The organism is Corynebacterium tuberculostearicum (assembly GCF_030229345.1).
GTDB lineage: Bacteria > Actinomycetota > Actinomycetes > Mycobacteriales > Mycobacteriaceae > Corynebacterium > Corynebacterium tuberculostearicum_G.
This window is the reverse complement of the sequence record NZ_JASPGP010000007.1, coordinates 48,166-62,004: the sequence shown is the minus strand read 5'-3', so window position 1 is coordinate 62,004 and position 13,839 is coordinate 48,166. Positions and strand designations below refer to the sequence as shown.

Below are 13,839 nucleotides of genomic sequence, written 5' to 3'. Positions count from 1 at the left end.
TTAGTTGTACCAGGTAAACCTAGCAAATCCCTGAACGTGCAGAATCCTTGATGAGCTGGGAAAGCTCCTCAAAACTCTGCGTGGTGCGCTGCTGCTCGATGAGCTGGCCGGCAACCGCAGAAATGGTGACCTCATTCTCGTCGCAGGCCGCTTTGCCGGCTCCGAGAAGCTGATCCTCTACGCCATCGACGTTAACGCCGGCGTCCTTGAGCTTGTCCAAGTACTTGGCGTCCGGTTCCGGCACCTCAGCGGACGGGATTTCAGAGATCTCGCGCGCACCGCGATCTTCTTGCGACTTAGAGGTGGCACTCTCCGAAGAAGAGGAAGGAGCATCGGACTCGCGCTCGAGGGGCGCGACCTCGGTCTCTTGCGGCGGTTCGCTATCCACCGTGGCGGAATCGCAGCCCGCAAGACCCAAGCACAGCGCCGCGCCCACAACTACTAGCTTGCGCATAGCTACTTCTTCTCGGTCCGAACCTGGCCGAGGACCTCGCTGATCTTGCCGTGCTGGAATTCCTGGCTCAGGCCGCCAGCGGCAATCTCGGAGTAGTCAGAAGTAGGCCAGCCGAACTCGCCCTGCTCCCAGCCAGCCTGGCCCCAGCGGTCCATGATCTTGCTCTTCAGGATGTAGTGCGCACCAGTCTTCGGGGACCAGTAGATGCTGCCCTTTTCAAAGGTCTGGAAGAAGCCGCCGTTGACGGCGTTCTCACCGGACGTCGGGAAGCCGAGCGCAGATTCAGCGCCGCCCATGTCCTTGTACTTGGCGCCGATAGCACCGTGGACTACCTGATTGGAGCCATCCGGGTTACGGGTCAGGACGCCATCCTGGAATTCCTGCATGTAGCCCTCGCCGACCTTCTTAACCGAGCCGGTCGGGTACTTCAGGTCGCCCTTTTCGTAGCCATTCTTGCCCCAGGCCTGGAACATATCGCCGGTAATCTCCCAAGCACCGGTCTCCGGGGACCAGTAGATGGAGCCGTGCTCGAAGTGCACGAAGCGACCCTTGCCGTCCGGGGTCTTAGACTCGCCGGTCTTAGGGAAGCCCAGCCAGGAGGTAGGTCCGCCGATTTCGGCGTAGCGAGCGCCAATACGGCCGAAGAGCGCGTGCGCACCGGTATCCGGGGACCAGTAAGCGGTACCAGACTCAAAGTCTTGGGCCTTGCCCTTCTTGGCGACGTCGTACTCGTTATTCAAGCAAGAGCCAATAACGCCGCTCTTGGTTTCCTTGGCGATGGCGCCGATGGCCTCACAGTCCGCACCGCGATCAGCCTTGTCCATCTCGAGGGCATCTGCGATGTAGGGCCATGCCTGCTGCATCTCAAACTGCCAGTATTCCCAGCTGTGCACGCCGGATGGGCGGAACTTAATCACTGGGTTAATCTTGGCGCGCTTTGCGTAGTCCACATAGGTCTGGGTGGACATGCGGGAAATGACCTCCAAGCCCATACCGGCAAGGTTGGCCTGACCCTTGGCTACGGAGTTGGCGTTACCAAAGTCATCCTTGCCCGAACCTGCAGAGACATAGACCTTCATGTCCTTCAGGTTTTCAATGCCCAGCTTCGGATCGTGGTCGATCCAATTTTGGGAACCTGGCTCGCCCCACATCTTGCGGGAATCATAACCGCCGGCATCGCGCTGCGCAGCCATGATGGCTTCCGGCATGCCGCGCGTAGTGGTGTCCAGGTAACCGGAGAAGGAACCCACGAAGTTGAACAGGTGCGGGTTGCGCTCAGCCAAGTTCATCGCGGCCGTGCCGCCCATGGACAGGCCGGTGACCGCACGCTTGTGGTTCGAGCGGTACTCATTGTCCAAGATGGGGATCAATTCCTTGGTGAGGAAGGTCTCCCACATGTAGCGCTTCCCGCGGTCTGCTTGCTCCCAATCCGAGTAGAAGGAAGACTCGCCGCCAACCGGCATAATCAGGTTGACGTTACGGTCAGCGTACTGGTTCAGAATATTGGTCTCGATGGTCCAGCCAGACTCATCGTCACGTGCACGCAGGCCGTCGAGCGCCCATACCTCTGGGAACTTCTTTTCCGGGTGGGAATACCAGTCACGAGCAAGCTGGATTTGTACCTTCTGCTCTTTGTCCGGCATAGCCGCGGACTTGATGTAGACCATCAGGTGGCGGTTGGTCAGGTACTCCACACGGTTGATCTTCACGCCCTCCGGCAGGCCCTTAACATCCGGGTATTCGGTGTTCAGCGGGGTGCGGGCGGGTGGATCCTTCGGTGCGAAGTGATCGGACAGGCTGGAATCGCCGCCGATGGCGGAAGAGAGATCGCCTACGGAAGATTGTGCGGTGGCGTTTGGCAGCAGAGCCAAACCCACGGCAATAGCGGTAGGTACTGCGGCCACTGCAAGGCCCTTGCGAGCTTTGCTCGGGGAAGTGCTTTTGCGCATAGGTAAACGTCCTTGAAGATTTGCCGCGGTACCTTTCCGAGGGTTCCCCTCCCCCGGACCGATGCCTGCGGCGTGAGCTGTCTATCGTGTGCTCAAGTTTAAGTTGAACTTGAGACTTACGCTAGACTGACACGCCGCTACATGGCCGGGGAGTTGCCCGGGTTATCCTGTCCGCTCACGCGGTACAGGTGCTCGTTGACAAACTCGCCGACGCCCCAGCGTGCCAGCTCGCGGCCGTAGCCGGAGCGGTTCACGCCACCGAAAGGCAGGCCTGCTGCGGTTACCGACGCCTCGTTGACAAACGTCATGCCATCGTTGAGCTGGTTTGCCACCTCGAACGCGGCATCCAGGTCGGTGCCCCACACGGAGCTGGACAGACCATACTCCGAGTTATTGGCAATCTCGATGGCCTCTTCAACATCCTTGGCCTTGTAGACAATAGCCACAGGGCCGAAAATCTCGTTGCAGCCTACGTCGGTGGATGGGTCGACGTCGGTAAGCAGCGCAGGCTCCATGTAGGCGCCCTCGCGGTCAATCTTCTTGCCGCCTACGCGAATCTTGGCGTCACCATTGGCCGCGGCCTTTTCCAGGCGCTCCACAATCTCATCGCGAGCACCGATGGAGGACAGCGGACCAATGTCGGCATTCTCGTCGTCATAAGTGCCGACCTTCATGTCCCCGATCTTCTTCTCCAGGTATTCCACAGTGCGGTCGTAGAAGTCCTCGAGCACAATAAGTCGCTTCGGCGCGTTGCAGGCCTGGCCGGTGTTGTACATGCGAATCAAGTTGAACTGATCCAGTACCCACTCGAGGTTTTCATCATCAATGACCAGGAACGGGTCGTTGCCGCCCAGCTCCAGCACGGACTTCTTGTAGTTTTCGCCAGCGGTCTTGGCCACGGCAGCACCCGCGCCCTCCGAGCCGGTCAGCGAAACACCCTTAATGCGTTTGTCCGCTACAAAGGCATCCATCTGGGAGCCGGAAGCGTAGATGTTGATGTACGCGTCCTTCGGCAGACCAGCCTCTTCCAGGATGTCCTGGCATGCCTGGGAAGACAGCGGGCAGATGGAAGCGTGCTTGAGCACAATGGTGTTACCCAGCAACAGGTTAGGTGCCGCGAAGCGGGCTACCTGGTAGTACGGGAAGTTCCACGGCATGATGCCCAGCAACGGACCGAGCGGCTCCTTACGCACTACGGTCTTGTGCGCGTTTTGGGCCGGCAGGTACTCGTCAGCAAGCAGCTCGTGAGCATGCTCGGAGTAGTAACGGTAAATATCGGCAACAATCTGAATCTCGGCCTTGGCCCAACGGGTCAGCTTGCCCATCTCGCGTCCGATATGATCGGCTAACTCATCAATGCGCTCTTCATAAAGGTCAGCTGCGCGGGACAGAACTGCAGCACGTTCCTCGATGCGAGTGCTCCGCCATGCATCGTAGGCCGCGGTGGAACGGTCTAGGATGTCATCGCGCTGCGAATCATCGATACGTTCAAACTGGTCTTCACTCTTGCCTGTGTTTGGATTCTCAATAGCGAACATGCGCCCCTGTATAGTCCCGACTCACATTCCTTGCAATGAACCCCTCCTGAGCTTGAGGAATCGCTCCCACGTCAGCTTCCAATGAATATTCCGGGGCGCCAGAGGACCTGCCGCTCGGTCCACCTCATAAGTGCCATCCTCAAACATCCAGACAATATCTCCGGTAAACGGGTCCATCATGTATCTCACCCGACCATCCGTCTTCACGTTATGGTGATGCTGACACAAGCTCACCAGATTTCCCACACTGGTAGGCCCTTCGTCGCCGTACTCCACGCGGTGATCCAATTGACAATAGTGCGCTGGCATTGAGCACCCTGGCCACCGGCAGGTCGCGTCCCGCCCCTGCACCCAGGCACGGATTTCTTCTGAGGGGACATACTTTTTGACGTCCTCGGCGGTTAGAGTTCGCACCGCAGAGTCATGTGCTAAGTCCTCCCCCAAATCGCACCATCCCGCACTAGGAATAAAGACGCGGGAAGGATCCTCGCCAGTGCGATAGGTGTTAATCACCACCTTGGTACTAGTGCGGTTGAAGATCAGACTTTCCAGCGCCTCCGCCTTTGAAACTCCCTCTTGTGCTGCCGCTTTATCAACATGCCTGGAGATTGCCGCCGCAGTGGCCTTATCTGTCTTCAACACGATCGTTGCTTGTCCGCCCGAATAGGACACGGACACCGCGCGCTCGATGTGCGCCGACAAATCTGGCTTCAGCAGCCCATCAATGAATCCGCGTAGGAAATTTCGGATTTCCGGTTCCGTCGGTACGTGCTGTCCTGGGTCTTTGGGCGTGAGGAAATCTGCCAAGGCCGCGTCAACCAGTTGGATCTGCGTTTCATCCCCGCCGAGGGGGCGCAATTCCACGTCAATAACTTGGAGTCGCGGAAGGTCCAAAATCCAATGTTCTGTTTGTACTGCGGTAGTAAGCGGCAGTTCACGCATCCGAAAGTGGGCTTGGATTGCACTTGATACCCGCCATCGCGAAAAGCCGAGCTTCTTAGACAAGACAGCCAGTGTGCAATCAACGTCGTCTTCCAACTGTGGCAACACTGCCTGGAACAGTTGCCATGATTGAATTCTTTGCACCATGGCCATGACACACACGGTGTCTTCCATGTCATTGGTAGAAAAATACGCCTGTTTTGGTGGTGCGGTAGCAGTAGTCACGAAAGCTCCCCCTCTAAATAATTTCGCACACCCAATCGAATTGACACCCCTAGATTAACGCAACGTCGAGACGCTCGCAATAGATAGACGAATATTTGTTCGATACGCTTCGTAAAAGAAAATCCCCTTTCCTTAAGAAAGGGGATTCGGCCGCAAGAATTACCAGGCGTTCATAACGTTAAGCACCTGTGGCTTGGAGCGGTTGAGCTGGTAGCCGAACTGCTCCCAGTTGTGCAGACCCTGTGCCGGGTAGTCCACGGTCGGGTTCAGGCCCTGCAGGCGAGCGGCGCCTTCCCACACGCGGGTGGTGATATTGGAGCCGAACTCGAGTGCGGCACCTGCCGCTTGGTGCTCCGGCAGGTAGTGGCTATCGCCGGCGCCTGGGACACCAGAAGCTGCGGAGATGTACAGGTTGGTATTGCGCAACTTCGGAATAAGCAGCAGCGGATCGTTCTGGAAACGCTTCGGGTTAAACAGGGAACCGTACATAGCGTTGATGTTGAATCCGCCCGCATCCAGCATGGCAAAGCGCATCATGGTCTGAGCGCCCGGGACCGTGGTAGTCAGGAAGCCGGAGTAGGACAGCGCCTGACGGAACTGGTTCGGGTGCTTTGCAGCCAGGGTCAGTGCAGCACCGGCGCCCATGGACAGGCCAGCAATGGAGTTGTTGTTGCGGGCAACACCGAAGTTGCGCTCCAAGTAGCCAGGAAGCTCGCTGGTCAGGAAGGTCTCCCACTTGTAGTTGACCGGATTTTCCAGGTCATAGGTAGCAGGACCCTGCCAGTCAGCGTAGAAGGAAGCGGCACCACCGACGGGCATAGCGAGGGTGATGTTGTGCGGCTCGTAGGTCTTGGCAGCATTAACGTCATTTACCCATGCGTTAGTGCGATCGGTGGCACGCAGGCCATCTAGCAGGTAGAGGGCAGCATTGCCGCCGCGCTTTGCCGGCTGAACCTGCACCGGGATGGTGCGGCCCATAGCCTGGGACCATACGTCGCAACGCTGGACCCACCAGCCAACCTTGTCCCACTCACACGTACCAGTGGCGTCACGGCGCAGCCAGTCGCGGTTGGCTGCCTCTGCCGGCTGGGAACCTGCCACGACGGCCAGGCCCATAGCTACGGCAACTGCCATGATGACTGAAAGGACGCGACCCTTGATGGATGCAGTCATCTTTCTCCTTCAAACTACTCGGTGATTGTCACTAAGTTCTATCGTCCGGAACCTGTATACCGTTAACGTCACGGATCGATAACAATGTCACAGAATAGTGTAACTTAGGTTCTCCCTAAAGTCTGCATCTAAAGGAATTAGCGCAGGTAGTCAGAGGGATCAGAAGAAAAAGTGAGGGTCCGGCCATCGGTCAGGGAGAATTTAATATTTTTCCAGAAACGGTCCCAAGTTAGGGGTTCCCTGTATGTGGCGAAGAGTTTCTGAAAATCGGCGTCGGCAAGCGCGGCGCGAGCCTTGGCCGCCTCGTACTTATCAATCCACGCCGGGATCTCGTCAATATCGGCCGCGGAATCTGCCACCTGCCACGACATATCCAAGCTCTTGTCGTGCCCAATGCGACCGCCCTCGATGCGCGGCTGGCGCGCCGCCAAAGGGTTGCTGAGGCCAATATTGTCCAACACGCGGACATCCAGCGGCGCGTTCATGGAAGAAAGGCCCAAATTGAGCAGGTAAACGGTCGGCGGATCGGTGCGCGAAGGGTCTGCAGGCGTGGCCGTCCACGAGAACCTATCTTCGCCCTTGATATAGCGGAAGGTCATGGCGTCGCCCGCCTCTAGCTCGTCGATGCCCTCCTGGTAGTCCTCCATAAACTTGGCGCCGAGGAACTCTTCGGCCCGCATAGGAGGATCCTGGCGCTGGGTGGCATAGGTCCAAAAATCACGCTCGTCCACGATGGAAATCTCATCCGCATAGATGCTGCGATCCACCGGATGTCCGCGTAGAACGATAACCAGCGCCCACACCGCGCAGAGGACGGAGACGATCCACATGCGTACGCTGACGACAAAGATCGGAAGCAGAAACGCAAAAAGTGGCAGCAGCAGCATGCGGCCGTGCATAAAGTCTCCGCCCACACGCAAGACGTAAAGCGTATGGATGAGCGCCGCGCCCACAAAAAGATACGTGGCAGTGGCGGTGGATCGGAGAGCGGTGGGGCGCAGGTCCGCCTTCCACAGACCCGCAATGGCCAGCACGATGAGCGGCAGGAAGAGCCAGTACGGTCCGGCAAAGTCCGCCAGGTAGGTAAAGCCCTTGCCCCATTCGGAACCGGCCGCAGACTTGGCCACGGCCGTGTGCGGGGTCAGCAGGCCGTAGTAACCCATGCGGAAAATCTCATAGGCCAACGGCAACGGCACTGCGACGGCAAGAATCTTCCACCAGCGGTGGGATACGAGCAGCACGATTCCCACCAGGCCGCCGTACAGGGCAAGCTCTGGGCGCACCAGCCAGGACAGCCCGGCCCAGAAGGCGAGCCAATAGGCGTCGCTATTGCTCCCGGAGTGGCGGCGCGGGCGCGACCACCGCAGCAACAGCCACCACAGCACCGCAAGGTAGAAGATGCACAGTCCCCATTCCAGGCCGGAGGTAAAGAAGTCGCGGGCCGGTGGCAGGGCCAAATACACAAGTGCGCCGGCCGGAAGGACGGCTCCAGAGCGCACGCTTGCCGACGCCCCCGTACCGACAACCATTGCTGCTACCGCCAAGAAGAGGCCCAAATAAATGGCGATGCCTTCCAGATTTGCGTGGGTTACCCAGCGCACGAGGAAGATGAGGTACTGCCACAGCGTGGAGGTATTGGCCTCGACTCGTTCGCCCATATTGAACACGGGCCCGTTTCCGGCTTCGAGGTTGCGCACGGTGCGCAGGACGATGAGGCCGTCATCGGAAATCCAGCGGCGGGCGAAGCCGCCCCAGAAAGATAAAACACCGATCACAAGAACGGCCGCTGGGGTACTCCAGCGGGCGATGCTCTTGTGGTCGGTGTTAAACACGGGGAGAAAGTTTATCAGCCCCGCAGAAAATTTCTACATCGTTTCCGCTGTGTCTAGAACAACGGCATGATATAAACCGCCATGGCAATGCAGGCGAGCCAGGCCAAGGCGAGAACCTGCAAAGTGCGGTCCTCGAGTGCAATCTCGTCCGGTGCGCCACCCTGGCCGCGGTCCACATCGGCCGCGTAGCGCAGGATGGCGATAGTAAACGGCACCATGGAAATCTGGTACCACACGCCACCGGTCTGAGCGTCGTTAGCGAGCTCGAAGCCCCACAGGGTGTAGCAGATGACCACCGCGGTGGCGGCTAGGGTCCACACGAAGCGCAGGTAAGTGGGCGTATACCCCTCCAGGGACTTGCGGATTTTCGCGCCGGTCTGTTCTACCAACAGGATCTCCGAGTAGCGCTTGCCGGAGGCCATAAACAGCGAGCCGAAGGCCGCCACCAGCAGGAACCACTGGGATAGCTCGATGCCTGCGGCTACGCCACCGGCCATGGTGCGCAGCATGAAGCCGGAGGACACCAGGGCAATATCGATCACCGGCATATGCTTCCAGCCAAAGCAATAGCCCAACTGCAACGCGATATAAATCGCCATCACGATAGCCAGCTGCGGCCCAGCGGTGGCAAGGAAAGACAGGCCGATGGACAGGCCGATGAGCACCACGGCCATGACATAGGCGAGCTTAATCGGCAGCACGCCCGAGGCAATCGGGCGGAAGCGCTTGGTCGGATGCTCTTGGTCCTCTCGCCAATCCTTCGCATCGTTAATCAGGTAAATGGAGGAAGCACCGAGGCAGAAGACGACGAAGGCCAAGAGGACGTCGAGAAGCACGCGGCCATGGAACAGCGCATCGGCGCCGGCCGCGGCGGGGGCAGCCAGCACCAGGACGTTTTTGACCCACTGCTTGGGGCGCAGGGCCTTAATCATGCCATCGACAAGATTCTTCGGCGGCTTGCGCTTGCGGCCGGTATCTACGCCGGAGGTGTGCGGTTCCGAATGGAAAAAGTGCTGGTTTCCATCATCACTCATGCTTCATTCCTTTCATCACGACCTCCGCGGTAGCAGCGCCGATGGCCGCACCCACGGCCGTGTCTGTTGGATAGTGCACTCCGAGCACCATACGCGATGCCATCATTACCGGCACGCCGAGAAGGGGCGCCTTGCGGCCGGTCAGGCGGCTTACCGCCACCAGGAATGCGGTGGTCGAAGTCGCGTGCGAGCTGGGAAAGGAGAGCTTAGAGGGCGTTTTTACTCCCACGCGCACGTACGGATAGTCCGGGCGCTTGCGGCGCACGATGCGCTTGAGCACCACGCTGGCGGCATGCGCGAGGAAGGCGGCGGCCCCAACACGGACCCAGCCTTCGCGGCGGCGCTTGTCGATGCCCGCCCCTACCGCAGCGCTGCCCATCCAGCCCAAGGCATGCTCGCCCCAGTGGCTAAGCCCGCGGGCGGTGGGAAGCACGCCGGGCACGTCGAAGGCCGCACCCTGGATGGATTCGAGGACGCGCGATTCTGCTACGGAAAGCTTATTGGGCATCGAAGACCTTCTTCCAGGACTCGCGCGAGGTCAGCTCCGGCTGTGCTGCGCGGTATTCGGCGCGCAGGTCATCGAAGTTTTCCTCGATTTCCTTCAGCAGTTCGCGGGTCTGGGTCACGAGGTCCTTGGCCAGATCGCGATCACGTTTGCGGAAGGCCACGCCGGTGCCACCCGCGGTGGACACAGTGGCCGAATCTACGCGGGACAAGGTGAACCAGCGGGCCTCGTCCGGGGTGAGGTTGAGCTGCGGCGCCTCATGGTGCGCAGCGTCTTCCTTGCTGACGAGGTGCTTGAGACCCTTGATAGCCCACGGGATCTTCTTAATCTTGGCCAGGCGGCCGCCGATATTGCGGGTGGGCACGCCCGGCGCGCCGGTGGGAGCCGGCAGCTCATCGGCGGATTCCAGGATGACGGCATCGGAGTAGTTCTTGCGGATCTGCGCGATGCGCGGCAGCGAAGACTCCAGGATGTCGAAGAGATGGTCCGGCCCGGCCAGGAAGTCTCGCATAGCCTCAATCTGGATGGCCATGGTGGAGTATTCCATGCACATGGTGTGCTTGAGGGTGGACTTAAAGATGGACTTGGTAATGCCCTTGACCGGCCCCTCGTGGTACATCGCAGCCACGATGAGGCGGTTGCGTAGGTGGAAGTAGGCCTGCCAGTCAATGGCATCGTCCTTATCGGCCCAGGCCATGTGCCAGATGGCGGCACCCGGCCAGGTCACCGTGGGGAATCCATTGCGCGCTGCTCGCAGGGAGTACTCGGTATCGTCCCACTTGATAAACAGCGGCAACGGCTGACCGTTGGTTTCTGCCACGATGCGCGGGAAGAGGCACATCCACCAGCCGTTGTATTCCACGTCAACGCGGCGGTGCAGCGCACGCGAATCGTACTTTTTCGGATCCAGGTGGGTTTCGCGGGTACCGATGGCGCGCAGCGGGTACTTAGCAAAGTCGTGGTCGTAGACGGCGTGCGGCGCCGCGCCCCACATGAAATCGGCACGGTTAACCTGCTCGCCGGTAGTGCGCAGCTGGGAGCGTTCCTGCAGGTTGAGCATCTGTCCACCGACGACAATGGGCTTGGCGGCGTAGCGGGCCGCCTGAACCGCACGCAGTACGGAGTCCGGCTCAATGGCGATGTCATCATCCATGTAGAGGATGAAGGGCGAATCGGTATGTTCCAGCGCCTCATACATGATGCGGGAGTAGCCGCCAGAGCCGCCCAGATTGCCCTGGCGGAACTCGCGGAAACGATCGCCAAAGTGGGCCACTGCCTCGTCGTAGCCCGGCTCATCAGCGGGGTGCTGGTTGCCCTGGTCCGGCATGAGGACGAAGTCGATAATTTCATCTACCACCGGGTCCTCGGCCAATGCCTTGAGTGCTGCCACGGCATCGGTCGGGCGGTTAAAGGTAGGAATACCGACCGCCACGCGCTTGTCCTGCGCCGGCTGCTCGGTCCCATCCGGCAGCACCTGCGGGCCGGGGGCGTGGGGGGAGCACCAGGCGGCGTCGGCAAGCGTGGTTTCCTGCTCGGCGGTGATATCGAACCACAGCCAGCCGCCGTCCTCGAAGTTTTTGAGCGGCAGCTCAAACTCGTGGTGGCCGGTGCCTACCAGGTGGTTGGCCACGGAAATGCGCTGGCCATCCTGCTTGGAGCGGTACAGGGAAATATTTGCTTGACCCTCAATGTCCAGGCTGAGGATCACGGAGCGCAGCTGCGACCAGCGGCGCCAATAAGAAGCCGGGAAGGCATTGAAGTAGGTCTCAAAAGAGGCTTCCTCGCCGGCCGGGATGGTTACGGACGTGCGGTCAAACCAGCTGAGGCGTTCGCGGTTTTGCTCGGCCTCAATGAGGTAAAGCATCCGCACATCAAAGGGCTCGCCACGCTTAGGTAGCAGGATGCGCTGCAGGGGCTCGTGGGCCTGGGTGTTGTTGGCAGTCACGATAGCTTCGATTCTCCAAACGGTATAAACAGTAGTCAGCGATTTAGCGTAGTTGCTTTTGCATAAGTACTACGGTTTACACGCGGAGCCCGTATGATGGAACCTCATGAGATGGGTTCCTTGCGTGGCAGCAGTAGGTCTTCTCACTGTAGCCAGCGCGCCCGCCGCTATCGCAGAGGAAAAGCCCGCGGTGGAGTTTCTGGACCACGCCCAAATCCTCAGCAATTCGGACGAAGACGCCATTAAATCGCAAGCACAGTCCATGCATTTGCCGGATTCCGTGCACGAGGTCCTCTACGCTACGTATCCGAACTCGGGCGAGGAGTTTTCCCGGACTCTGTTCCATGACTTAGCCCGCGAGCATCCACGTTTCATGAGCGGAAGTGGGCTACAGAAAAATGTGCTCGTCATCGCGGTAGGTTTTGAGCCCAATAGCATGGCCGTGCACTGCGGCACAGAGGTGTGCCAAGACATCAAGATTTATGACGAGGGCCGCGTGGACGGCATCTTGGACCAGATGCGGCCGGCGCTGGCGGACGATGACTATACCGTCGGCATGATCTTGGCGACGCGCGCCGCCGCGGATACCACCGTGCGCCGACAATATGCGCAGGATGCACCCACGTGGTCCGTGTTCATCGCAGCCACTATGGTGCTCGTGGTTCTGGGCGCGGTCGGCCTCATTACCTACTTGTTCATCCGCCGCGCCCGAGTGCGCAAGCGCTTCGATTATATTGAGGGCGCTCGCGACGGGGCTGAGGAACTCATCAAGCGCACGGAGGCACGGATTGACGCCCTGCATTCCCCTTTGGCAGGCGACTACCTGAAGGTACAGTGGCGCTCTCTGGTCAATCAGTACACCGATGCGCGGCCAACACTGAAGGCGCTGGAAAACATCCAGGACTATTCCCTGCACGCCGCCTCCATCAAGGAGGCCTACAAAGCGCTTAAGCAGATCAATACGGCCGCAGCACAGATAGATTCCCTAGAAAATTTCTGCGCCGGCGATACTGCAGTGCGCGCGGGCGAGGTGCAATGGCTGCTTGGCGACGCCCAAGCGGCCCTCTCCCGCCAGCCCGACAACGCCAGCTTGCGCCAGATAACGCAGCGCATTAAAGACCTGTCCCAGGATCTGTCGCGGAAAGACTTCGACTCCGCCTTCGCTCGCGTCCTCGAAGACTACCACCCCATGGTGAGCGCGCTGCCCGAAAGGCTATATCCGCAGCGCGACCGTAAAACTCCCCCGCTTCTGGGCACGCCGGAATGGCGCCCCGGCATGGGCACGCATTACATGCCCTATAGGTTTGCGGGCTTCTGGGTAGCTAATAATAACGTCTCCTCCCAGCTGCCCAACCCATATCGCTTCTAAGCGTTGACCGGTTCGGCTACCGGATCAATGCCCAGCTTATTGAGCATGTAGAGTACGCGGGCTTCGAGGTCATCAGCCAATTCGCGCGCCTCCTCCACGGTATCCGCGGCAGGAATATCCCAAATTTTGATGTCCTTGCCTGCCTCATCGCGCTCGATCTCGCGGCCCAAGAACACGATGTAATCCGGCATCGCTACCGTACGCACCTCATCGAGGTACTTATTCGGGGCCTCGCCCATGCCGCGCTCGTTCATGACGTGGGCAAGGTGACCTTCCGCTTCGTTTTCTGGGTGAGTAACGGCGGTATCTACAAAGAGGGCTGCGCCGGCGTGCTTGCGGGTCAGTTCCGCTGCGGCTTGGGCCAGCGCATTATTGGTACCGGCGGCAAAACGTACGTGCAGGCGGTGAGCACCGAAGTAGTCGCGCACCTCACGCTCCACCAAAAGCGGCACGAATTCATCGAGCTCCGCCTTGTTGGTGTGCTTGGCAATAACCTCATCGAGCTTGGCATCGATTTCCGCGGCCGTGTACTCGTGGCCGTAGTTCTCGTGCAGATCCTGGCGCAGGGTTTCAAACTGGTTCATTGTTATCCCCTTTCTCGGATTATTGTCCCGTTTGCTAATTGTTAACCTACAGTTAACTTTAATAGTTAATGTTGGGTTAAGTCAAACGGTTGGGAATAACCCAATAGTTTCTGCACCAAAAAGCGGAAAGGCCCGCCGGGAGTTCCGGCAGGCCTTCTTGGACTGTTCCTTCTTTTTATCGGGAATGCGCGATGCGCGGCTACGCAATTTCAGGTGCTCCTGCAGCCGCTCCGGCGACATTTTCCACATGCGGCGGTCAGCCATGCCGTCACCTCCTTTCCTCAGAGGT

General features: G+C 59.3%; 12 protein-coding genes. 1 reads left to right on the top strand and 11 read right to left on the bottom strand.

Annotation, left to right across the window (positions count from 1 at the left end):
- Positions 1 to 19 precede the first annotated feature (19 nt).
- From QP884_RS06395 to QP884_RS06355, 9 genes are all read right to left on the bottom strand, one after another.
- Positions 20 to 454 (bottom strand): hypothetical protein, encoded by a 435-nt coding sequence (locus QP884_RS06395; RefSeq protein WP_284821352.1) that lies wholly within the window; start codon positions 452 to 454, stop codon positions 20 to 22.
- A 2-nt stretch (positions 455 to 456) separates the two neighbouring features.
- A complete protein-coding gene (locus tag QP884_RS06390; protein ID WP_284821350.1) occupies positions 457 to 2,403 on the bottom strand; it encodes an alpha/beta hydrolase-fold protein in 1,947 nt (648 codons plus the stop codon).
- A 137-nt stretch (positions 2,404 to 2,540) separates the two neighbouring features.
- Entirely contained in the window at positions 2,541 to 3,941 is a 1,401-nt protein-coding gene (locus QP884_RS06385) for an NAD-dependent succinate-semialdehyde dehydrogenase (RefSeq protein ID WP_284821348.1), read from the bottom strand.
- A 21-nt stretch (positions 3,942 to 3,962) separates the two neighbouring features.
- Complete coding sequence (locus tag QP884_RS06380) at positions 3,963 to 5,108, bottom strand: HNH endonuclease signature motif containing protein (RefSeq protein ID WP_284821346.1); 1,146 nt, start codon at positions 5,106 to 5,108, stop codon at positions 3,963 to 3,965.
- Between the two features lie 159 nt (positions 5,109 to 5,267).
- Positions 5,268 to 6,281: an alpha/beta hydrolase gene (locus QP884_RS06375; protein ID WP_284821344.1), complete on the bottom strand. Its 1,014-nt coding sequence runs from the start codon at positions 6,279 to 6,281 to the stop codon at positions 5,268 to 5,270.
- Between the two features lie 137 nt (positions 6,282 to 6,418).
- Complete coding sequence (locus QP884_RS06370; RefSeq protein ID WP_284821342.1) at positions 6,419 to 8,113, bottom strand: hypothetical protein; 1,695 nt, start codon at positions 8,111 to 8,113, stop codon at positions 6,419 to 6,421.
- Positions 8,114 to 8,166: 53 nt separating this feature from the next.
- Positions 8,167 to 9,147 (bottom strand): decaprenyl-phosphate phosphoribosyltransferase, encoded by a 981-nt coding sequence (locus tag QP884_RS06365; protein ID WP_250409107.1) that lies wholly within the window; start codon positions 9,145 to 9,147, stop codon positions 8,167 to 8,169.
- Positions 9,140 to 9,655: a phosphatase PAP2 family protein gene (locus QP884_RS06360; RefSeq protein ID WP_284821340.1), complete on the bottom strand. Its 516-nt coding sequence runs from the start codon at positions 9,653 to 9,655 to the stop codon at positions 9,140 to 9,142. Before QP884_RS06360 ends, QP884_RS06365 begins: the two co-directional genes overlap by 8 nt.
- On the bottom strand, positions 9,645 to 11,597 hold the full coding sequence (locus tag QP884_RS06355; RefSeq protein ID WP_284821338.1) for a glycosyltransferase: 1,953 nt from the start codon (positions 11,595 to 11,597) through the stop codon (positions 9,645 to 9,647). The genes QP884_RS06360 and QP884_RS06355 overlap by 11 nt, the downstream gene beginning before the upstream one ends.
- Positions 11,598 to 11,721: 124 nt before the next feature.
- Here QP884_RS06355 and QP884_RS06350 point away from each other — a divergent pair, with 124 nt between their 5' ends.
- Positions 11,722 to 12,966, top strand: a complete 1,245-nt coding sequence (locus QP884_RS06350; protein WP_284821336.1) for a hypothetical protein — start codon at positions 11,722 to 11,724, stop codon at positions 12,964 to 12,966.
- On the opposite strand, the gene QP884_RS06345 is transcribed toward QP884_RS06350, so the two are convergent.
- Both QP884_RS06345 and QP884_RS06340 read right to left on the bottom strand, forming a co-directional pair.
- Positions 12,963 to 13,550 (bottom strand): three-helix bundle dimerization domain-containing protein, encoded by a 588-nt coding sequence (locus QP884_RS06345; protein ID WP_225746299.1) that lies wholly within the window; start codon positions 13,548 to 13,550, stop codon positions 12,963 to 12,965. The genes QP884_RS06350 and QP884_RS06345 overlap by 4 nt on opposite strands.
- A gap of 81 nt (positions 13,551 to 13,631) precedes the next feature.
- Positions 13,632 to 13,814, bottom strand: a complete 183-nt coding sequence (locus tag QP884_RS06340) for a DEAD/DEAH box helicase (protein ID WP_239278600.1) — start codon at positions 13,812 to 13,814, stop codon at positions 13,632 to 13,634.
- Positions 13,815 to 13,839 lie beyond the last annotated feature (25 nt).

Excerpts from the sequence above, each read along its gene's own strand:
- QP884_RS06395 (WP_284821352.1), bottom strand. The coding sequence starts at position 454 with ATGCGCAAGCTAGTAGTTGTGGGCGCGGCGCTGTGCTTGGGTCTTGCG.
- QP884_RS06390 (WP_284821350.1), bottom strand. The coding sequence starts at position 2,403 with ATGCGCAAAAGCACTTCCCCGAGCAAAGCTCGCAAGGGCCTTGCAGTG.
- QP884_RS06385 (WP_284821348.1), bottom strand. The coding sequence starts at position 3,941 with ATGTTCGCTATTGAGAATCCAAACACAGGCAAGAGTGAAGACCAGTTT.
- QP884_RS06375 (WP_284821344.1), bottom strand. The coding sequence starts at position 6,281 with ATGACTGCATCCATCAAGGGTCGCGTCCTTTCAGTCATCATGGCAGTT.
- QP884_RS06365 (WP_250409107.1), bottom strand. The coding sequence starts at position 9,147 with ATGAGTGATGATGGAAACCAGCACTTTTTCCATTCGGAACCGCACACC.
- QP884_RS06360 (WP_284821340.1), bottom strand. The coding sequence starts at position 9,655 with ATGCCCAATAAGCTTTCCGTAGCAGAATCGCGCGTCCTCGAATCCATC.
- QP884_RS06345 (WP_225746299.1), bottom strand. The coding sequence starts at position 13,550 with ATGAACCAGTTTGAAACCCTGCGCCAGGATCTGCACGAGAACTACGGC.
- QP884_RS06340 (WP_239278600.1), bottom strand. The coding sequence starts at position 13,814 with ATGGCTGACCGCCGCATGTGGAAAATGTCGCCGGAGCGGCTGCAGGAG.